Raw genomic sequence first — 21,100 nt, 5'->3', positions numbered from 1 at the left:
CTATAGATAATGGTATCTGTTTACGGAGCAGTCTGTCAGAAAAAGTTTGGGTTGCTTATACCCTTTCCGTTCCAGAATGCTCCGCATACGCGCAAAGCTGACTGCTGAACTTCTGTTTGCGCAGCATTGCCAGTAAACGCTTTTTTATCAAAATAATTGGGCATAATACCAATTTGATAAATGTTTGTTACAAATGGTAGGGACGCCCTGATGCAACGTCCGTACGAAAAAAGGAAGAGGAAAGAAGGAAGAAGGTTGAAATCTTGAAAAAAAGGGAAAAACAATATAAATAGCTATCTAAAATGAACTGGAATAGCTATTTTTAAGTATATTCGATAGAGGTCTACCTTTTTATCATTTTCTTTGTGGGTTTAATACCCCACCGTCTACACGGTGTTCAAAATTACTTGGGGTTAGAATCCCAAGTAATTTTCCTCCTGTCTCCTGTCTCCTGTCTCCTGTCTCCTTCTTCAAAGCATTCTTTTTTTAAATTTGTATAATACCCTGCCTTTTAAAGCGAAATATTTTTGGAGGGAGATTTAAGCCTCCTGTTACAAAAATAACTTTTGACTTTTGACTTCGTTAACTCTCTGTTCCCTGTTCCCTCCAGTTATGAATTATTCACGACCTCCTCGTAACTCTCAAACTCTCTTGGGCAATATTACCCAAGTAGTTAAAACTATTCATGCCAATGTCAACTTTTCCCGACTAGCACTGAGACCTAATGCTAAATTACCCGAACTCTGGATACAGGAAACAGAGAATACTCCAGCTAAAAAATATCCTCTTTTGGGCGATCGCTATTTACTAGGTCGTTCTTCCCAAGCTTGTGATATTGTAATTCGTAATCCCCTGATTAGTAAAATTCATCTGTCTGTCTCCAAAAATACTAATAAATCTAACGCTCCTTATGTAGTTAAAGATGAGAATTCTGCTAATGGTCTCTACAATGGGAAAAAAAAGATTTCTCGTCTTCCCTTACGTCACGGCGATGTTCTAACTTTAGGACCACCAGCATTAGCTGATACTGTTAAACTTCGATATGTAGACCCTCCTGCTTGGTACATTCAAGGATTCCGTTACGGTATATTTGGCATTTCTGGATTAACCGCTTTAATCAGTTTAATTATTTTATTGGAATGGACAAAATTTCAGGTAGACCCTTTACCTAATCCAATTACTGGCCCAGTAGTTGTTTATGCTCGTGATCGACAAACTCCTCTACGTCCAGCTTACAGAAACGCTCATTATGAATTAGGACGCATATCTAAATTCTCTAAATATTTACCTGATGCAGTTATTGCTTCTGAGGATAGTCGCTTTTATTGGCATTTCGGCGTAGACCCCATCGGAATTACTAGAGCAGTATTGACAAATTTGAGAGCAGATGGTATAAGCCAAGGCGGAAGTACAGTAACTCAACAATTAGCAAGAAGTGTCTTTCGTGACTATGTAGGTACAGAAGATTCTCTGGGCAGAAAAGTACGAGAGGCAATAGTATCTTTTAAAATAGAGGCTTTTTATAGTAAAAACGATGTATTATTAAATTATCTGAATAAGGTTTATTTGGGGTTAGATTTATACGGATTTGAAGATGCCTCTAGATTTTATTTTGGTAAAAGCGCTCAAGATTTAACTTTATCAGAAGCAGCAACATTAGTAGGAATTTTACCAGCACCCAATACTTTTAATCCTGTAGAAAATTATCAATTAGCTATAGAAAAAAGAGATGGAGTAATTTATCGAATGCTCACTTTGGGCATGATCGACCAACAAGAAGCAGATAGAGCTAGGCGATCGCGGGTAGAAATTAATCCAAAAGCTATAGAAATTCTCCAAAGTACAATAGCACCCTATTATTATAGTTATGTATTTAGCGAACTGGAAGAGTTATTAGGAGAAGACTTAGCTAGAGAGGGAAATTTTATTGTTCAAACAGCTTTAAATCCTGAAATTCAAACTAAGGCAGAAATAAGTTTAAAAGATGCAATTAATAATGCTGGTTCTTATGCTAATTTTTCTCAAGGTGCGGTAGTCACAATAGACTCTACAAATGGAGAAGTCATCGCCTTGACTGGAGGTGCAGATTATCAGCAGAGTCAGTTTAACCGGGCAACTCAAGCACAACGTCAACCAGGATCTACTTTTAAAGTTTTTGCCTACGCTGCTGCTTTGGAAAGAGGGATACCACCAACAAGATTATATTCTTGTAATTCTCTGAGATGGATGGGTCAAACTTACGGAGGTTGTCAACGCAGTGGCGGCAATACAAATATGTACACTGGAATAGCACTTTCTGAAAATGTGGTAGCTTTGCGAGTTGCTCAACAAGTGGGTTTAGGTAATGTAGTCAGGATGGCAAAGCGTTTAGGGATTAAATCTAAGTTAGATACTATACCAGGATTAATTTTGGGTCAAAATGAAGTTAATGTATTAGAAATGACTGGTGCTTATGGAGCGATCGCTAATCGTGGAGTAGGAAACCGTCCTCATACTATTAGAAAGATTATTGATAGTAGCGACTGTAGCGATCGCGATAATATCTACACTTGTCGTTGTATTTATTCCTATAATTCAGACCCAAACTGTGAAAACCCTCAAGGAGATATTCAAGCTAACCGCCAGATTTTACAACCACAAATAGCAGATACCATGACTCAAATGCTCCAAGGAGTAGTGCAATATGGTACTGGTCGTGGAGCTTATGTAGGATTAGATGAAGCTGGTAAAACGGGTACAACTAATCGAGGAGTAGATTTATGGTTTGTTGGTTATATTCCTAACAAAAGTATGGTTACAGGTATTTGGTTAGGAAATGATGATAATTCTCCTACTTATAGCAGTAGCGGACAAGCGGCTCAGTTATGGGGGAATTATATGAAAAAAGTTGTGGGAGAGTAAAGAAAACGGTGGTGGTGCATTGTCATTATTTTTGTTACGAGGCACGGTAGTGGGAGCATCTTGCTCCCGTTTTAGGAATCCCTTGTTGCTTACGATTATGCAAGTAGGACTACTAAGAAAACAATAAATTTATTTCCCAGGATATTTATCCACAGAAAGCAATAAACCATGTCCATTGTCTTCTGCTACATACCACAGTAACTTAAGAGTAGTCAGGTCAAAATGTGCCGTTAACTTTGACATCACCTCCAAATACAGTGGGAAGCAGTCGTTAAATATTCGGTAAAAAAAGACAAATTCCCCTCCAGGGGTAATACTCGCACTACTTGCTCGATCGCCAGCGTTTTAGACTTAAACAGGCGCACTGCAATTCGACCCTAAAAAGGCCAATACCAATATCAGTCAATGCTTTGATATTAGATCGGTAAGCCCTAATTAGGGTTTGCGTATGGAAAGTCTTTTTGCTGGGGTAGGAGACAGGAGACAGGAGACAGGAGACAGGAGACAGGAGAAATGGGAATGAGCGAGGAGGTAGGAGCTAAGTTTTGTCAGAGTGATTTTTCGGCTTTTGCTTCGGTGAAAATCCTCACTTTTTTAACCTAAGCTACCGAAAAGCTCATACTTTTTAAAGACATAATTTGCCTAAGACCAATATCAGTCAATGCTTTGAGATTTAATCACCAAGCCCTAATTATAGCAATGAGCGCTGGTATATTTACAAATTGCAGGAGTGGCCAAATAGCTAAAAATCTTATATTATCGGCAATTTATTCCCCCTTCCGGAGCTGTTGCCTGTTGCCTGTTGCCTGCGCACAGCGCTATACATCAATGAAGCGCGGATTTGATACTACTCGTGCGTATAATTTGCACGCCGGTTCGTTTTTCTAAACTAGGCTTTCAGCGCCTTTCTAGTTAAAACTTCTTCAAGCTCACTCTCGTAGAAAAATTTATTTTTGCCAAAAGCAGGTTTGAGGTCATTCAACCAAGTAGCATCTGCATCGAAATGAGCAAAGAATGGTCGCTTGCACCAGTCAGGTTCACGAGCTTGCAAAAACGACAAAACAAAAACCTTTTCTCCAGCAATTTCAGAAACACCATCAATAGCTACTTTTCCAGGCAAAGCTGACATTACTGGCCCTCTTGCTGTTCGTCCCAAACCCGAAACTTGTTGTATCGCCTCTCGGTAAATTTTCCAACCCCGCACCAAAGGAATTTCAAAATAGTCCTTTGCGCCTGTTTGTCGCTCCACAAACATATAGTAAGGAATACAACCCAAACTCACCTGCATTTGCCACATTTTCGCCCAAGTCTCTGCCGAATCATTGATGTGGCGTACTAAAGGTGCTTGGGTACGAATTTGTGCCCCCGTAGCTCTAATGCGTCGAATTGCTGCTTGAGCAACTGGGGTATCCAACTCCTTCCAATGTTCGTAGTGAGCCATTATTGCCAAATGTTTGCCTCGTTGGACTATCTTTTCAAACAAACGCAACGTATTATCAGCATCTTCATCAGTAACATAACGATAAGGCCAGTAGGAAATGGATTTTGTGCCAATACGAATTGTTTGGATGTGGTCAAACTCTGGTTCTAGTAGAGGTTCAATATATAGAGCAAGTTGCCATGCTTTCATGGTCATCGGATCGCCCCCTGTAAGCAAGACATCGCTGACTTCTTGATGCTGTTGTAGATATTGTTAAAAGATTCCTGATTCACGGGTGGCAAATTTTAAGTCATCAAGTCCTACAAATTGAGGCCAGCGAAAGCAGAAAGTACAGTAAGCATGGCAAGTTTGCCCCGCTGTCGGAAAAATTAAGACTGTTTCTCGATATTTGTGCTGAATTCCGGGGACAGGTTCGCCATTGAGGGTGGGAACATTGTACTCTTTTTGTCCTGCCGGATGAGGATTGAGTTGCCGACGAATTTCATTAGCTGTCTCTTTTAAAACAGCTTTAGGAGCATTTTCTGTTAAAAGCTGAATCATACGATTACAGTCTTGTGAATCTAGCATTTCTTGATGAGGAAAAGTCAACCGGAAAATTGGATCGTCAGGAATATTATCCCAATCAATTAATTGCTCCACTATATAATTGTTGGTTCGGAAGGGCAAAACTTGGGCGACAGCTTTCATTGCTAGACGTTCTTGCTCGGACAATCTACTCAATTGAGCTAGGTTGTCTATGTCTTTAGCTCCATAGAATCGCATTTTTAAGGATTTAATGTTAACATTCATAAATTTAGATAGTATTTGAAGATGATTTTTAGTATATACCACTCAACTGTCTTACGACCGCAATACTATCTACATACGCAGTTGTCAGTTAAACTATTAGACATTTCCAGAAAAGAGGGAGTCGGGAGTCGGGAGTCGGGGGAAAATTTTCATGTATTATATAGTGCAATAATTGATTTGATTTTTGATGATTGAAGATGTCTATCTATTGCCAATTATTAATTATTTAAGTAAGTATTTCATCTAGTATCATACTATTTGTAATATCATTTCCAGAAAATAGGGGGTCGGGAGTCGGGGGAAAATTTTCATGTATTATATAGTGCAATAATTGATTTGATTTTTGATGATTGAAGATGTCTATCTATTGCCAATTATTAATTACTTAAGTAAGTATTTCATCTAGTATTATACTATTTGTAATATCATTTTTATAAAATTTTATTACAGTCACCTAATATCATGTTCGGATAATTACTTATAATAAAATTGATGTGATAGCTTATGAGGATTTAAGAATTAAGAACTTAGTTAAAAATCATTGTTTGGCTAAAAGTATTAATGATGCTGCATGGTACCAATTTAGAGAATGGATAGAGTATTTTGGGATGAAATTTGGAAAAATCACTATTGCTGTACGACCCCAATATACATCTCAAAACTGTTCTCAATGCGGTGAAATTGTCACAAAATCTCTATCAACTAGAACTCATTCTTGTTCCTGTGGTTGTGTGTTGGATAGAGACGAAAATGCAGCAATCAATATCTTGAAAAAAGGATTAAGTAAGGTGGGGCACACCGGAGCTAAAGTTTGGGGAGAGAATACCTCTACTTTGATGGAAGTGATTCGCTCAAAGCAAGTAGTCTCGATGAACCAAAATCCACTCGCCAATAGGTGCGTGGAGTGTCAACCTATGTCAGTTTAACTAGCGAAATGGCTAGACGGGAGTTTCTCATTACTCCAGTTTTGATGGAATTAATTCACTATACCCAAGTCAAAATCAAAGTGGGGTATTCTTTAAAAATTAACGAACAGTTGAAAGGTGAATTAGATTATTTTCTCCAGACCAAAACTCAGTTTCTAGTTATTGAAGCAAAAAATGCTGATTTACAAAGAGGTTTCACACAATTAGCAGTGGAATTAATTGCTGTAGAAAAAGCAGAATTTGCCAACTATTCTTTGTTATATGGTGCAGTATCAATGGGTAATATTTGGCAATTTGCTGTTTTGGATACTCAACAAAAACGAGTCATACAAGATACAAATATATATCGAGTTCCAGCAGACTTGACGGAGTTATTACAGATTATGGTGGGAATTTTAGAAGGTTGATATGCTGTTTACCATTAATATCAACTATTATTATCTTGAAGAAGAAAAAAGTGGATGGAGACTCAAACCCTAACCAATTGTAAACACCCTGTAGACGGCGGGGTATTAAACCCGAAAGAAAAAGATAAAACTGTGTCGAAGTTCCTCTGAGACCAAACCTGGTTGCATTGGGATAATATCAATTCTACTATTCAGCCATAGTAGTAGCGCGTCTAGACCAAAATTATGAGTAAATGCAGGCCGATAATATTGAATTTACTGTCTTCTTAGCAATTGCTTTATCCAAATTCTAAAGCTAGATACCCTAGTAGGGTGGCAAACATTGAGCAATATAGACCCGTGATCGATAAAGTAACACTTGCTCACCCTACAAAATTATCCAGCTAAAAAATGTGTAAGTCCTGTTTTTCTCAACTCATAGCCGTAAAAACAACAACTTGAAGTCGACCTTAACCACGACGACCCTTGCGCGCTAATGTTAAACCTGCAACTCCAAGTAAACCTAAAATACTGACTGTCGGTTCGGGAGTAGATTTGTTCTGTGCTACTTGTAAAGAGCCAAACAAACCATCAGCTTCATCATTAGGACCTGCTGCAAAGTAGAGATGATTTGTCTCGCCCAAACTAGCACCATTACCAAAAATTAGTCCCCAGAGACCTTCTATTTCAATAGGATTACCAGATTCATCCATTAAGAAACCAATTTCTTCGCGAGTTGTACGATCATAACCGACAATTCTGCCGTCACCGAAGTTACCGACCAATAAAGCATTACTAAATTCGCCAAAATCATCTGGAGCGATCGCTAAACCCCAAGGAGCATTCAGTGCATTTTCATTAGGGTCATCGGTGTCTTGCCCCCATATATTCAGCAAGTTACCTTCAATATCATACTCAGCTAGTCGCCCTAAACCTACCTTTGCTTGCTCTTCACCAGGCTCATCACTTAGTTTTGCATAGGCAACGTAAAGATTACCATCTAGATTTTGGATATTGAAGGGGGCATACTCTTCACCAAAAGGATTCTCAAATAAGAAATTAGATGTAATGTCATTAAAGTCTTTATCCCAAACATCTATCCCTGGGGACTTTATACTGAAATCAGCAGCAAATAGAAGATTATCCTCTGGTAAAGTTGTTCCTGCCATACCTTTGTAGATGGCAAAGTTATCGTTATCTGGATTATCGTCAGTATTTTGGTCTGCAAATTCTGAATTATCTACCACTACCAAATATTCAACAGGTCTGAGTATACCATCGTCTGTAGGTACTTCTGTCCAAGCGGAAAGTGTTCCACCCTCTTCCACTGCGAAAAATCGTCCTGGGCCAGTAATTGTTCCTAAATCAGGATCGTCCGGATCGAGAAACATTGTTACCTCGAAATCTGATGGGTGTGGACTAAAAAACTGCCCAGTCGGAGCACCTGCGCTTCCTTCTGGTGCATTGGGGGATGTGGGAATAGTCACAAATTTCAGGTCGTCTTGAAATAAAGGTGTTCCACCAACATCTCCGACATAGGTAGTTACAGTCCCAGAATCAGTATTAGTTACCCAAAAGTGTCCCCCAAATCCGGCGGGACGGATGGCTAAATCCCAAGCATTGACGACTAGAGGGTCAAGGATATGAGGCTCAAAGTCCGGATTATTTGATACAAGATTTGTTTGAAAGTATGCGGCAAATGCCGGGGTTACTCCACTACCGATAATTGCACTAATTAGAGTGCCACATAATACATTGATAGATTTCATCTTGAACTCTCCTCACATTTTCATTCTGGAATGAATAAATCTTTAATAATAAAGACTCTCAATAAATTAACAAGATACAAGATATTTTTACATAAACTTAAGAATGATTTAGATTTTATAGCAGTCGCCATTTTTGACATATCAAAAGCTTAAAACTCAGACAACGCAAGATTTTTTCTGCCTTCTGCCCTCTGCTATATATTCCCTTTTGCCTTCTGGAGCTGTTGCCTTTGAATATTTTGACTATATAGTTGAAATCCTAAACAGCTTATTATATCAAATCCGGTAGCATCGGTGTAATTAGATGTCCTAGGGGCGAATGGCCATTCGCCCCTACAGGAATGAGGAGGGAAGAGAATTTAGAAAGATTTGACTATTGCCTGCTACCAGAAAGATGCTATCATTTACCCCCTAAGAATTTTGGCTATCTATATAATTACCAGCTAATTCCGATACACTACCCTTTTCAGTCTGAAGTTGCCATTGACCTACTACATTTAGGGAACCTTCCAAAAATTGACTGCGACAAACTCGACGCTGAATCTTACCACTGGTAGTCTTAGGAATACTACCAGTCTTTAGCAGATTAATAGCATAAACTTCCACCGTATGTTCCTCAGCAACTGCCTGACGAATTGCTCCAACTACTTCCTCAACATTCAACTTCCGTAAATAACTGCGTTCTACCTCTTGAGCAATTATCAACCGCTCATCATCTTCTGCTTCTATAGAAAAAGCTGCTCCACAACTAGACCGTAAAGCGGGATGACATTTTTCCACTGTTAGCTCAATATCTTGAGGATAACGATACCTACCCCACAAAATCATTACATCTTTAATCCGACCAGTAATAAATAATTCCCCATCTTGTAAAAATCCTAAATCTCCCGTCCGTAAAAAAGGTCCTTTATCTGCCAAAAAAGCATTAAAAGTTTGCTCCGTCTCTTCTGACTGATTCCAATAACCCCTACCTACACCAGCGCCAGATACCCAAATTTCCCCAACTTCACCATCTGGACGTGGAACTAAAGATTCTGGGTCAACAATCATAATTTCATCACCCAACCAAGCAAAACCACAACTAACCACAGCTCTACTTTTTTCACCACCAACCACAACTCGGTTTTCTGCTAAAGCTTCGGCATCTACATATTTAATAACTGGAGGTTTTGTTTTTGTTGCGCCACTGATAAATAATGTAGTCTCTGCCATTCCATAGCAAGGATAAAAAGCTTCTGGGCGAAACCCACAAGGGGCAAAAGTCTCGGCAAATCTTTCTAAAGTTGCAGCTCGCACGGGTTCAGCTCCAGAAAATGCGACACTCCAACTACTTAAATCTAAACTTTTTAGTTGTTTTGGCGTTACTTGCCGAGAAACTAAGTCATAAGCAAAGTTGGGTCCTCCACTGGTTGTTGCTTTGTATTGAGAAATAGCTTTTAACCAACGTATGGGTTTTTGAATTAAAGCCACGGGTGACATGAGGGTGACGGGAAAACCTCCATATAAAGGTTGTATTACTCCACCAATTAATCCCATATCGTGGAACATGGGTAGCCATATTACGCCCTGACTTTCTGGGGTATGTTCAAATGACTGATAAATAATTTCTGAGTTATGCAATACGTTGCGGTGAGTGACCATTACTCCTTTTGGTTTGCCTGTGGAACCGGAGGTGTATTGGAAAAAGGCGAGGGTGTCTGGGTCTATTTTTGGTTCTATCCAATGGGGTGCTTCAGAAAAATCAATTTTATCTGTGGCTATCCATGGTAAATGCTTGAGTTTAGGAGCTAAGTCTGGATTTTTGACTAATTTTTCTTGAATTTCGCGTAAAAAAGATTTTGTGGTGAGAATGGCTTTTGGTTGGGAAGATTCGACTCTTTCTTGGAGTTTGACTATAGCGTCGTTGTTGAGGGGTGGGTTACTGGTAACGGCGATCGCTCCTGCACAGATACAACCAAAGAAACTGGCGATAAATTCTAGTCCGGCGATGTACGGATAAACTACTAATATTCGGTCTCCTGGGATGATGATTGATTGGAGGTGAGCAGCGATCGCTCGTACTTGTGTGTTTAATTGTTGATAGGTTAAGCTTCCAGATTCAGTTTCTCCATCTGGCAAAAATGTATAAGCAATTTGATTAGGTAGATTTTGGGAGCGATGGTTTAGGATATCTAGTATTGTTGAGTATTTAGCCATTTGAGGATTTTTTCAGCAGATTAATAATTAGAGTATTGTATTAGTAAGTTTTTCTTTATTACCACATAGTTGTAAATAGGTCAAACCCTTGTTAGAGGGGCTGAGAAAAATTAGTTCATCATGGTTAAATGAATATGAGGCGATCGCTCATTTAAACAATGGAATTATAAGTGTTTCGGGCGTTAAAATTTGATTAGGCAATAACACTCCCTTGGATTTTTCCTTGAATTATCCTATCACAGGATGGGGCAACAAGGGTGAAACCATTGAAACTCTGTTGAGGAGTTTAGGGATTTTTGGCGACTTTTTGTCAGGAGTTGATGACAATCTTTTAAATTTTCTATCAAAGAAGCTGAGATTGATAATTCAAACTTTATCTTCAAAAAATAACGATTACATCATTTTTGATTCAACAATTAAGTTAGAGTGCGATCGCCGATCTTGTAGAGTGTGTTAATGAAATGTAACGCACCACCCACCGATAAGAAGAAATCAAACCATTCTTGACCAAAAAATAAGGTCTCAAGTCTCCCCTTTTAACGGGATGAAAAAAATCAAGTTCAATATTTCAATTCACTTTACTTTCCTAGGTCATGCTGGGCAAACAGCCAGAGGTACTGATAACTGATAACTGAAATGACCTAGTAGTGTAGGGATAAACAACTCAACTAATATTTGGTCTCCTGGACTAATGAATAATTAGAGGTGGGCAGCGATCGCTCGTACTTGTGTGTCTAATTGTTGATAAGTTAGACTTCCAGCCTATGCTTGGCAATGGACAGCTTGGCAACGCTTATGATGTAGCCGCATGGAGTGGAAGACTTGAAACCCGCATTTACTATAATGCCGTCACTGTAGCAGAAGACTCACTGGGAGTACGATATGGAGCCTACAATGCTCATGCTCGTAACCGAGGACCTGCCGTACCCCTTGATGACAATACCGTCAACACGCTACGCGATCGTTATGCCAACAACCCCAATGGGATTAATGGGCCAAATCACCTAAGCCTTCAGCATTCCTTAGGGCCGTCCCGCAATCGTCTGAACATTGAAGACCTCAACTGGGGTATTTCCGTCGCTCGTTATCGGCGACTCGGTGGCGACATTATATTTACAGAGGCCAATCACCCCAACCGTAACCCAGTACAATACAGTAACCTCATAAATCCTGCCGCCAACGTCAATATCCAAAATGGCAACTGGTTCTACGATTCCCAAGAGCACAACCCCAATCGTTTTGTGGGAGGGCGTTCTAACAGTACCTTCCTTTACCTCAAAACAGCCTCCGTTCTGTTCCAAGAGGGTAGTATTACCCTGTCTGAAGCCATGGATGTTATGGCATTTGTTGTCGCAGACATGGTGGTTAGCGGCGAACACAGTATGCCTGAGTGTATGACCACAGTCGTGATGGCCGCTGAAAACTCACCTCCCTGGAATAATACTGCTTTGAACATCCAGAATCCTGAACAAGTGCTTGTAACTTGGCTACAGCTCGTGGACAATCAAACTGAACAGGCCATGTACAGGCGCACAGGCAATTCGCTCATTCAATTACTGCAAAACAACAACATGGACTATAAGTTATTCAAGGTATTTGAATTTATTGAAAATTCTGAAGATTAAGAAGAAGCTATTTTGTTGCTTAATTTTGGTTCTCATGACGAGGTATATTAGCACCTATCTGGCATAGCGATCGCTATGAATTATTGAAAATGTGAAATACTTCCACAATTAATAATTACCTCTTCTTAATAAATTGGATTATCATCAGAAACATAACATAAAAGAAAAAAAATTTAGAATATATTTTTGAAGAAAAGAGTAATTAATTCTGTATTCAAAAAGTGCTATTTGTAGGTTGGGTAGAGGCAAATAAACCCAACAAACTAACCCATATTCTATCAGTAAATAGCACATCCAATGTATGCTTTTGCGGATAACTTAATTATGCCACTATCAACAAGTATTACTACCTCCTTTGAGGCTTTTCTCCAACAACCTAATATAGAAGCTTCTCCTGCTTGGGAATTTATCCATGGAAAAGCTCAACAAAAACCCATGCCAACCCTGTTTCATTCCCGTCTCCAGCGCAACCTTGTAAATGCCATTAACAATAAAACCCAAGCTTATGAAGCTATTCAGGAACTCCGCTGCATCATTCCCCCCTTATCCCCCGTACCGGATATTGTGGTTGTTAAAAGCGATCGCCTTTCGGATGAAGATAGCCCACTACAAGGAGCGCCAGACTGGTTAATAGAAATACGTTCTCCAGACCAAAGCACTTTGGACTTACAGAACAAAATTCTGCACTGTTTGAGCAACAGGACTCAACTTGCTTGGTTAATAGACATTCAGCGACAGCGAATCTGGGTTTGGGAGAACCAAGAACTACCAATGGTCTTTGCCGGAAATGACATACTGCCTACCCTAGACAGTATTTCAGATTTTACAGTTGAACGGATAATAGCAATGACTCAACAGTAATAAATCTTTTCAGGGAAGTCAAAAGTCAAATTTCAAAAGTCAAATTTTAAAAGTTAAAAGTAAGAATTTAGTTGAACAAACTGTCAGTCAAATTTCAAATTCTGATAAGGAGTTAATTTTTGCCAACAAAAAAACAAAAAGAAACTGCAATTTTTATTTGTCAGTTGCTATCTAATCTTTATAATCCCATCAATTTATTTCGTTACAATAAAAGACTAAAAATAATATCAATTACTAAAAATAATGTGATACTTCCTCAAGACTTCAGTTATTAAGTAATAAGTAAGGTTCAGTAATATTTTTAACGATTGATTATATTCAGCGAGAATATATTTTTCGGTTGAAAACCTATTCCCTACTCCCTACTCCCTACTCTCAAGAAGATTTTGAAATATGAACAAATCACTTTCACAAATGAGTAATAGAGAACTTTGTCAATATCTTTCAGAAAATCGTAATGATGAAAAAAAATTTAGCCAAGCATTAGAACTATTAATGAGTCGGAAAACGGAAAATTTTAAGTATCCTCCAGCATCAGAAATGGAAAAAGAAGAAATTGAGGCAATTTTTCAAGCCAAATTGAATCAGAAACAATAATGCGATCGCCCTTCTATAGTATATTAATAATTCCTTAGCTTAAGACTTAGATTTCTTGCCTTCTTTCTTCTTCCTTCTTCCTTCTTCCTTCTTACTTCTTCCTTTATTTATGAAAATTGCTATTATTGCCTCTGGATTTTTACCTGTATTAGATGGAGTAACTGTCAGTGGTTTTTACCGAGTCCAAAAACTAAGTCAATTCGGACATCAAGTTTTATTATTTTGCCCAGACTATAGTCCCCTTGCTCATTTGTATCCTAATTGGAAAGATTATACGGGTAATATTTTTCCTGGAGTTCAAATCATTAATTTACCGAGTACACCATTCCTAGATTTTGAGAGAAATGTGGGGTTTAATACTTACCAAATAGTCCGCCGAGAATTAGACAAATTTCAGCCGGAAATTATTCATGTAGATGAACCAGAAAGATTATTTTTTGCTTTTTTTCGTTTAGCTGGCATCCAATTTTCTCGACAAAATAATATTCCCTGTGTTTGTACTTTCAGAACTAACTTTTTAGACTATTTTGAAGATTTTTTACCTTTGCCAAAAGGGATTAACTTGATGTTGAAATTAATCTTTGAAAAAAGTTTTGTCTCTATTTACAATCAATATGATTTAACCTTGGTTTCTAGTATTGTTACCTATGAAAAAATTGTGAATATGGGTATCAAGAATGTTAAGTATACCAATTTTCATGGTTTTGACGTAGAAAAATTTCAGTCAGCTATAAAAACAGCTAATTTTTGGGAATCAAATTATCAAATTCCTAATTTAACCAACAAAGTAAAAATAGTATTTTTAGGCAGATTAACTGAAGATAAAGGTTGGCAATTTACCTTAGATGCTTTTGTCAAACTTCAGCAATTAGTAAATATAGAAAATATTGCTATAATAATTGTTGGTGATGGTCCGATGCGCGATGAAATATCAAATAGATTAACTAAACTGACAAAAAATGTATATTTATTAGGTAGAGTACCTCCAGAGAATATACCTAATATTCTGAAAAATAGCGATTTTCATGTCACAGCTTCAGAAAAAGAAACCAGAGGTTTAACTGTATTAGAAGCTTTTGCCGCAGGTATTCCAGTAGTTGCTCCTCAAGCAGGAGGAGTCGTAGAAAATATTCAAGATGGATGGAATGGTTTATTATTTACACCCAGAAATCAGGAAAATTTTTGTGAGAAATTGAAGCTATTAATAGAAGATAGTAATTTACGAATTCAAATGGGTATTAATGCCAAAGAATCTGTTGTTAAATATAGTTGGGATAATGCAGTAGCTAACCTAGTTAAAATTTGGCAAGAGCAAATTACTCAGGTCTCTTGAAGAAGGAAAAAGTAAGGAGGAAGAAGGAAGAAGAAAAAAGGAAAAAGTGGATGGGGAATAAAACCCCGACCAATTGTAAACATCACTTATGAGGTGCAGAGTATTAAACCCTAAAGGAAAAAGATAAAAATTAGTAACGAAGCATATCAGCTATCAACTTTTGCTTCTTTAATTTGGTGGTGGTGCATTGTATTAGTAGTCTATTGTAATTATTTTACTCAAGGATAAAAGCAGTGGGAGCATCTTGCTCCCGTACCTGGTATTCCTTTTTGCTGTATACCATTACACGAGCAGGACTACCAAGATAAGTACCTGTGCAAAATTAATTTATAGTAGTTTAACTTAAAAATGAGACGTTTTTTCGCCTGAAACTCCTTCATAGCAAGAAAGCTTTGTCTCAATCTAAAGTTAAATGACTATAACATTTGTTAGTCGGGAACAGGAAACATGGAATAGGGAATAGGGAATAGGGAATAAAATATACTTTTGTGCTAGAGATGTCAATCTAAAAATTATTTTTCCTACTTATTTAGAGCTGATTTATAAAGTAAATATTAAGAGGATAAATGCTTTACAGTGTAAGGGTTTGACACTACCTAAGCCCCCAGGACATAATTTTCGGCAAACCCATGCTAGAAAGGAGTTTTAACTCAGTTTACAAATCAGCTCTTAAGTTAACTATCAAATATACAATTAATTTGCTTTTGCTATTTATAGCAATTCTCATACTGAAAAATAAGAAAAACAGGTATATATCACTAACCAAATCGACGCTGTATTTGTAGTAAATATTTACAAAATTGGTATAACTACCCTAATTATAGACATATGGAATCGAGGAAAATCTCAAGCATAAACTACTTAAAATTTGATATGAACTACAGATAATAGTCTTCAACCTCACCATAATCTAAATTTACTTGAAAATTTTCCCCAGTTTTTTCCCAAAAGTCAACTTTGTATGTATGAATTAACTTAAATAACATTCTGATTGTTTTTCTCAAAATTATATCCTGAAAGCTCTATAGAATTTTCTATATTTTTTTGTGCCTTTTCCAACAATAGTTCTTGGATTCCTTTGAATAATAGTATTACAGAAAATTCTTGATAAAACTTACTGATAAAAAGATTAAGACAATATAATCTTTAAGCTAGTTAAAAAATATCCAGTTAAAGTAAATAGAGATACTAAGAGATGCTATTAATTAAAAAACCTCATAAACCAAAGAATTTTAGTTATTAACTTAATTAGGTAAGTGTACTTGAATAGCTAGCAGAAAATTAATTTATCGGGTAAAAATGAAATTTTTAATAGCTGTAGCAATCATTAAAAAAAATCGACAAATTAATACATACTTAATTCAATCGCTTTAGTCTGTTAAAGTTATAATTAAGTATTAAAAAGTCTACCAAATCAATGCTATTCCATTCTATTTTCATTCCTCTAGCAACTCAAGGTTATGCAAACATTCTTATTTATATGGTTGGGACAAATTGTTTCCCTGTTCGGTTCTAGTCTGAGTGAATTCGCTCTAGCAGTTTGGGTTTATCAAACAACAGGTTCGATTACCCATTATGCTCTGTTATCCTTATTCATTCATCTACCTAGTCTCTTAATTTCACCATTTGCTGGTGCAATGGTAGACCGCTGGAGTCGTCGTAGGGTAATGATTATCAGTGACTCAATCACTGGAGTAACAGCATTTGCAATAATGTTATTGGTCTTCTCCGGGCAACTGCAAGTTTGGCATATCTATATAGCAGTAGGTATTAGTTCCGTCTGTAACGCTTTTCAATGGCCAGCTTATACCTCTGCCATCCCTCAACTTGTACCAGTGCAACACCTGAGTCGCGCAAATGGCATGGTACAAGGTGCAATAGCAACAGCAAGAATACTAGGTCCTAGTATAGCGGGATTGTTAATTATTAAAATCCATCTTCACGGAGTATTATTAGTAGACTTTGGTACTTATCTGTTTGGGTTGCTGACTCTGTTGAGTATAAAATTCCCTAGAAGAGAAAAGAAAATTACCAGACGTAGAGTAAGTATTGAAGAGTTATGGCAGGAAGTTATTTCAGGTTGGAATTATATAGTAATACGTTCTGGTTTACGGAAGTTAACTATATTCTTTGGTGTTATTTATCTAAGTGCCGGAGTATTGCAAGTTTTATTCTTGCCAATGGTATTAAGTTTTGCCTCTGAAAAAGAGTTAGGAATAGTAATGTCTGTTAGTGGCATTGGAATGTTACTAGGTAGTGTCGCAGTAAGTTTATGGGGAGGTACTAAGCGTCGAATAGAGGGAATTTTAATCTTTGCATTTATTCAGGGATTATGTTTATGTTTAGGAGGATTTAAAACTGCTGTAGTATTAGCTGCAATTGGTGGTTTTGGCTATTTATTTTCCAGGGCAGTTATTGTTAGTTTGAATCATACTATTTGGCAACAAAAAGTACCTCAAGATTTACAAGGACGAGTTTTTGCTTTGCAGAATATGATGGAAAAGTCTTTATTAGTAATTACTCATTTAAGTGCAGCGCCTTTAGTGGAGTTTATATTTAAGCCATTGATGAGTGAAAATGGAATTTTAGCAAGTAGCGTAGGAAGAATTATTGGAGTTGGAGATGGCCGGGGAATGGCTTTATTATTTGTATTAATGGGTCTATTGAATATTGGGGCAGTATTAGTCGCCTATCGTACTCCAGAGTTACGGCGAGTAGAGAGAGAGTTACCTAATGCTGATCGCTTTGAAGTTGATAATACTGAATCAGACAATACTGCTGCTTGCTAAAGCTGGAAAACATGGACAGGAGACAGGAGACAGGAGACAGGAGACAGGAGACAGGAGACAGGAGTTAGGGGAATTTAGAGGAGGTAGGAGTAAGAATTTTAAGAATGATTTTTCTGCCCAATTATGTATGCACCTAAAATACTAACTTTGGTAGATTTTTTATTTTCTGGTTGTGACTAGATAATGAAGACAAGGAAGAAAAAAGCTTAAAAGTAAGACAAGCCAGATTTTTTCCTCTTCCCTCTTCCTTCTGAAAATAAAAGCAATTTTTATCCATTAGGCGTTGGTTAATCAAGCTATGAAACCTAAATTTTGCAAATATAAAATGCTTTTAAGTTAATAGTTAGGCAACTGCCATTAAAGCACAATCATAGCCAAAATCACCAACGCCAAATTATCAATTCTTTATCAAAATAATTGGGTCTAAAAACTCGCCTTTTAAGACGAAATATTTTTGTTAAATCCCCGTTAAAAAAATAACTTCTGACTTCTGACTTCTGACTTCTGACTTCGTTAATCCTCTTCCCTCTTCCCTCTTCCTTCTTCCTTATCTTTTATGAATTTTCACCTCAATCCGACGATTACGTTGCCGATTAGTTTGAGAATTATTTTCTACTATAGGACTAGATTCTCCATAACCAATAACCAAAAAACGGTAGCGATCGCCCATATTTTTTGAGAAATATTCTGCTACTCTTTCTGCTTGCAAAAATGATTTTTCCTGATTGACCTTGACTTTACCTCGATTATCAGTATGACCAGAAACACTAATTGTCATTTCTGGATAATTTTTCAATTCACCAATTAAATTATCTAAAATTGACCTTCCCTCAGAACGAATTGTATTACTACCAGACTCAAACAAAACATCACTAGGAAGAGTAACCATCATTGTCTTTTCACTAAAAACTGGCTGAGAAGGCTTACTTATTACTTCTTGATTCTGACGATCAGATATAGGCAAAGCTAACTGTTGAGCTATTAAGTCCAATCTTGCCTCTAAATTTCCATCTAATTTTCTCACACCCAGTTGATTTTCTAAATTCCTGGTACGACCAATTAAACTATTTAACTGTGTTTGTAACTTTTGAAGCTCTGTTTGTAGTTCCTGTTTTTGTACCTCAGTCAGTTCAACTTGAGGCGTAATAATTTCTGGGGTAGATGCGGGAGTAGACCTTGAGGATGGAGGTAACTTTTTCTGAGATACTATACTTCTAGCACCACGGAGTAATTTTTCTGAGATGGGTATATCTTGGGAAGTAGAAGGATATTGAAAAGCGATCGCCATTCCCAAAACCCAGGAAAAACCGCTAGTTACCATCAGCAGCAAAAATCGAAATATTAAGGATAGTATTAACAAAACCATTCCCGGAGACCTAGTATTAGGAGTCCGGTCGGGAGAAGATTTACTCACGGTTTTCCCATTCGTTGATTATTCTGATTTGATACTACCTCAAAAACTGAATTTGAGACATAAGACATAATACCGGAGTATAACTTTATCTTTGTCTTTTGTGGGTTGAATACCTCACTATCATTTCAGTTATCAGTTATCAGTACCTGTGCCTGTTTGCGCAGCATTCCGTAGGAAAGTCCTATGCTTTATAAACATCTTTCTTCACACATAACTTGCTTGACAAAATAAACAAGTTATGTGTTCATGTTTGAGAGGCTTTTTCCTCAAAAATCATGTATTGAAAAGTAAATTTTTTTGAAAACTTAAGTAGTTTTACTTAGCCAAATTTTTTCTTTCTCTCTTCTCCCCTGCTCCCTTCTCCCCTGCTCCCTTCTCCCCTGCTCCCTGCTCCCCTGCTCCCCACAAAATTTTCAGAAGTTTCTTATTAAAATAATATGGGTCGCGCAACCCCGCCGGGAAATGGCGAAATATTTTTGGAGGGTTGCTCAAATCCCCGTTACAAAAATAACTTCTGACTTCTGACTTCTGAATTCTGACTTCATTAAAGGGGGTAGAGTAGATACCTTCTGCCTTCTACCTTCTGCCTTCTGCCTTCTTCAGTTACCAAGGCTCTACTTCCAATAAACCATTTTCTTGAAACAATACCTTAAACTCAACTATAGATTGATTATTCTCCTCACCTAATGCTTGCTTATTTAGCAAATCTGGCAGAGGAATTTTATCTACCTCATCAGCAGCTGCTGGATTTATGGGCTTATAGCCAATTATAGAACCATCTGAAGCTACTGTGACACGATAAATCAAAGCTTCGTTGACTCCTATTGTCCAAGCATTATTAATTTTTTCAGAGAGTAAATTCTCTAATCGTTCAATCTCTGCTTGGTCAGTAATTTTGGAACTGGCACTCAAAGATGTCTCTGAATTTTCTTGAGTCAGCGTCTGTTCAGAAGTATCTACCCCATCCACTTCATCTGATGAATTAATAGTAGCATTCGGTGATGAGTCCAAACCTTCAGGTGTGGGGGTAGGATTAAAACCAGGTTCTGAAGTACTGTTAGGAGATGCCTCTAAATTATTAATACTTTCATTTGACTGTGGTTGAGGATCTTTAGGACGTTGTACTTCTGGAATAGGGACAAAGAATAAGGCCAGACTAGCTAATGCCAAACCAGACATTCCCACAGCAGCAGGTATAACTTTCTGAGCTACAGGTTCTCCTAATTTTGCATCTTTTCGAGACACGGGTCTTACTGCCAGAGAGAAACCAGGTAAAGTCAAAGAATCAGCAAAAAACTGGTCCACCGCCTCAACCAAATCAAATAGTTGGACTGTGTTTAAATCAACAATTATTCCAAGTTTTTGATCTTGAACATTGCCCTCAAAAACTGTCAATCTGTGTAGATTAGTATCTATTCTTTGTAAATGCACCAATTCTTGACTATCACTTTGGTGTCTAGGCAAAGATATTCCACTGAGAAATTCTTGGGCATAACTACTGACTTGTCTGACCAAGCTTTCAAAAAAATCTCGTCCCCCAGTTAATGATGGCTCTTGGCCTTGAATCTGACATTCAGCATTGGTCAAAATAGATAATACCTGCCCTTGACTTAAATTAGGACTTCCAGTTTCACTCAAACCTTGCAAAATCAACTTACAGTTAGGCAAGCTGTACTGACGTTGAATCGTCATTGCACTTCTGCTCCATAAAATTAAAACTAATACAATATAGTAATTTCATTTGAGTTGCGTAAAAAAAACTTGGTCGCTTTTAGGTAACAGGCAACAGCTCATCTGGCAACAGGTTAAGAAGGTTTGCCGGATTTTTTACTGTTATAGTCATTCTGAATAAGACTGAAACACTTTTTCAGCTGAAACTCTTTCAAGGCAAGAAACCTTTGTCTCAATCTTAACTGGAATGACTATAGTAAATAACCAACTCTTGTTTAGACATCTCATTTGAAAACGCTATAGCTCGCAAAAAGTGACATTTTTATTGTATGGCAGTCGAAGGAAAGGTTAGGACATATAAAAGTTCAAAGCTCAGACAAAGCAAGCCTTTTCCTTCTTTCT

At 37.5% G+C, this 21,100-nt stretch carries 17 protein-coding genes; 10 read left to right on the top strand and 7 right to left on the bottom strand.

Annotated features, from left to right (window positions below; translation table 11 throughout):
- Positions 1-612 precede the first annotated feature (612 nt).
- On the top strand, positions 613-2,901 hold the full coding sequence (locus tag F6K06_RS01820; RefSeq protein WP_287239789.1) for a transglycosylase domain-containing protein: 2,289 nt from the start codon (positions 613-615) through the stop codon (positions 2,899-2,901).
- Positions 2,902-3,790: 889 nt separating this feature from the next.
- Here F6K06_RS01820 and F6K06_RS01815 read toward each other — a convergent pair.
- Both F6K06_RS01815 and F6K06_RS01810 read right to left on the bottom strand, forming a co-directional pair.
- Positions 3,791-4,537 (bottom strand): hypothetical protein, encoded by a 747-nt coding sequence (locus F6K06_RS01815; protein ID WP_287239787.1) that lies wholly within the window; start codon positions 4,535-4,537, stop codon positions 3,791-3,793.
- A gap of 57 nt (positions 4,538-4,594) precedes the next feature.
- Entirely contained in the window at positions 4,595-5,131 is a 537-nt protein-coding gene (locus F6K06_RS01810; protein ID WP_287239784.1) for a hypothetical protein, read from the bottom strand.
- A 470-nt stretch (positions 5,132-5,601) separates the two neighbouring features.
- Here F6K06_RS01810 and F6K06_RS01805 point away from each other — a divergent pair, with 470 nt between their 5' ends.
- Both F6K06_RS01805 and F6K06_RS01800 read left to right on the top strand, forming a co-directional pair.
- Positions 5,602-6,057: a transposase gene (locus tag F6K06_RS01805; protein WP_287239821.1), complete on the top strand. Its 456-nt coding sequence runs from the start codon at positions 5,602-5,604 to the stop codon at positions 6,055-6,057.
- Positions 6,036-6,464, top strand: a complete 429-nt coding sequence (locus F6K06_RS01800; protein WP_287239781.1) for a hypothetical protein — start codon at positions 6,036-6,038, stop codon at positions 6,462-6,464. The genes F6K06_RS01805 and F6K06_RS01800 overlap by 22 nt, the downstream gene beginning before the upstream one ends.
- 449 nt (positions 6,465-6,913) lie before the next feature.
- Here F6K06_RS01800 and F6K06_RS01795 read toward each other — a convergent pair whose 3' ends face one another.
- Positions 6,914-8,212, bottom strand: a complete 1,299-nt coding sequence (locus tag F6K06_RS01795; RefSeq protein WP_124145206.1) for a TIGR03118 family protein — start codon at positions 8,210-8,212, stop codon at positions 6,914-6,916.
- 411 nt (positions 8,213-8,623) lie between these two features.
- Positions 8,624-10,408, bottom strand: a complete 1,785-nt coding sequence (locus tag F6K06_RS01790) for a fatty acyl-AMP ligase (protein ID WP_287239777.1) — start codon at positions 10,406-10,408, stop codon at positions 8,624-8,626.
- Between the two features lie 764 nt (positions 10,409-11,172).
- Between F6K06_RS01790 and F6K06_RS01785 the strand changes: the two genes are divergently transcribed.
- From F6K06_RS01785 to F6K06_RS01770, 5 genes are all read left to right on the top strand, one after another.
- A complete protein-coding gene (locus F6K06_RS01785; protein WP_287239775.1) occupies positions 11,173-12,033 on the top strand; it encodes a hypothetical protein in 861 nt (286 codons plus the stop codon).
- A 324-nt stretch (positions 12,034-12,357) separates the two neighbouring features.
- Positions 12,358-12,894, top strand: a complete 537-nt coding sequence (locus F6K06_RS01780; protein WP_287239772.1) for a Uma2 family endonuclease — start codon at positions 12,358-12,360, stop codon at positions 12,892-12,894.
- Between the two features lie 119 nt (positions 12,895-13,013).
- Positions 13,014-13,169 carry a hypothetical protein gene (locus F6K06_RS34495; RefSeq protein ID WP_375339656.1) on the top strand — a complete coding sequence of 52 codons (156 nt, stop codon included), beginning with the start codon at positions 13,014-13,016 and terminating at the stop codon, positions 13,167-13,169.
- Between the two features lie 118 nt (positions 13,170-13,287).
- A complete protein-coding gene (locus F6K06_RS01775; protein ID WP_287239769.1) occupies positions 13,288-13,491 on the top strand; it encodes a DUF6887 family protein in 204 nt (67 codons plus the stop codon).
- 109 nt (positions 13,492-13,600) lie between these two features.
- Positions 13,601-14,824: a glycosyltransferase gene (locus F6K06_RS01770; RefSeq protein ID WP_287239767.1), complete on the top strand. Its 1,224-nt coding sequence runs from the start codon at positions 13,601-13,603 to the stop codon at positions 14,822-14,824.
- A gap of 878 nt (positions 14,825-15,702) precedes the next feature.
- On the opposite strand, the gene F6K06_RS01765 is transcribed toward F6K06_RS01770, so the two are convergent.
- Positions 15,703-15,828: a hypothetical protein gene (locus F6K06_RS01765; protein ID WP_287272947.1), complete on the bottom strand. Its 126-nt coding sequence runs from the start codon at positions 15,826-15,828 to the stop codon at positions 15,703-15,705.
- A 456-nt stretch (positions 15,829-16,284) separates the two neighbouring features.
- Here F6K06_RS01765 and F6K06_RS01760 point away from each other — a divergent pair, with 456 nt between their 5' ends.
- Positions 16,285-17,613 (top strand): MFS transporter, encoded by a 1,329-nt coding sequence (locus F6K06_RS01760; RefSeq protein WP_287239765.1) that lies wholly within the window; start codon positions 16,285-16,287, stop codon positions 17,611-17,613.
- On the top strand, positions 17,558-17,758 hold the full coding sequence (locus F6K06_RS01755) for a hypothetical protein (protein ID WP_124145200.1): 201 nt from the start codon (positions 17,558-17,560) through the stop codon (positions 17,756-17,758). The genes F6K06_RS01760 and F6K06_RS01755 overlap by 56 nt, the downstream gene beginning before the upstream one ends.
- 402 nt (positions 17,759-18,160) lie before the next feature.
- On the opposite strand, the gene F6K06_RS01750 is transcribed toward F6K06_RS01755, so the two are convergent.
- Both F6K06_RS01750 and F6K06_RS01745 read right to left on the bottom strand, forming a co-directional pair.
- Positions 18,161-19,027 carry an OmpA family protein gene (locus tag F6K06_RS01750; RefSeq protein ID WP_240038964.1) on the bottom strand — a complete coding sequence of 289 codons (867 nt, stop codon included), beginning with the start codon at positions 19,025-19,027 and terminating at the stop codon, positions 18,161-18,163.
- A 603-nt stretch (positions 19,028-19,630) separates the two neighbouring features.
- On the bottom strand, positions 19,631-20,719 hold the full coding sequence (locus tag F6K06_RS01745) for a DUF4335 domain-containing protein (protein WP_124145199.1): 1,089 nt from the start codon (positions 20,717-20,719) through the stop codon (positions 19,631-19,633).
- Positions 20,720-21,100 lie beyond the last annotated feature (381 nt).

The organism is Okeania sp. SIO1H4, from assembly GCF_010672695.1.
Lineage (GTDB): Bacteria > Cyanobacteriota > Cyanobacteriia > Cyanobacteriales > Microcoleaceae > Okeania > Okeania hirsuta.
This window is presented reverse-complemented; position numbering and strand designations above follow the sequence as displayed.

Coding starts and splice junctions, on each gene's coding strand:
- F6K06_RS01785 (WP_287239775.1), top strand. CDS start 11,173: ATGCTTGGCAATGGACAGCTTGGCAACGCTTATGATGTAGCCGCATGG.
- F6K06_RS01770 (WP_287239767.1), top strand. CDS start 13,601: ATGAAAATTGCTATTATTGCCTCTGGATTTTTACCTGTATTAGATGGA.
- F6K06_RS01760 (WP_287239765.1), top strand. CDS start 16,285: ATGCAAACATTCTTATTTATATGGTTGGGACAAATTGTTTCCCTGTTC.
- F6K06_RS01790 (WP_287239777.1), bottom strand. CDS start 10,408: ATGGCTAAATACTCAACAATACTAGATATCCTAAACCATCGCTCCCAA.
- F6K06_RS01810 (WP_287239784.1), bottom strand. CDS start 5,131: ATGAATGTTAACATTAAATCCTTAAAAATGCGATTCTATGGAGCTAAA.
- F6K06_RS01795 (WP_124145206.1), bottom strand. CDS start 8,212: ATGAAATCTATCAATGTATTATGTGGCACTCTAATTAGTGCAATTATC.
- F6K06_RS01775 (WP_287239769.1), top strand. CDS start 13,288: ATGAACAAATCACTTTCACAAATGAGTAATAGAGAACTTTGTCAATAT.
- F6K06_RS01820 (WP_287239789.1), top strand. CDS start 613: ATGAATTATTCACGACCTCCTCGTAACTCTCAAACTCTCTTGGGCAAT.
- F6K06_RS01815 (WP_287239787.1), bottom strand. CDS start 4,537: ATGACCATGAAAGCATGGCAACTTGCTCTATATATTGAACCTCTACTA.
- F6K06_RS01755 (WP_124145200.1), top strand. CDS start 17,558: ATGCTGATCGCTTTGAAGTTGATAATACTGAATCAGACAATACTGCTG.
- F6K06_RS01745 (WP_124145199.1), bottom strand. CDS start 20,719: ATGACGATTCAACGTCAGTACAGCTTGCCTAACTGTAAGTTGATTTTG.
- F6K06_RS01780 (WP_287239772.1), top strand. CDS start 12,358: ATGCCACTATCAACAAGTATTACTACCTCCTTTGAGGCTTTTCTCCAA.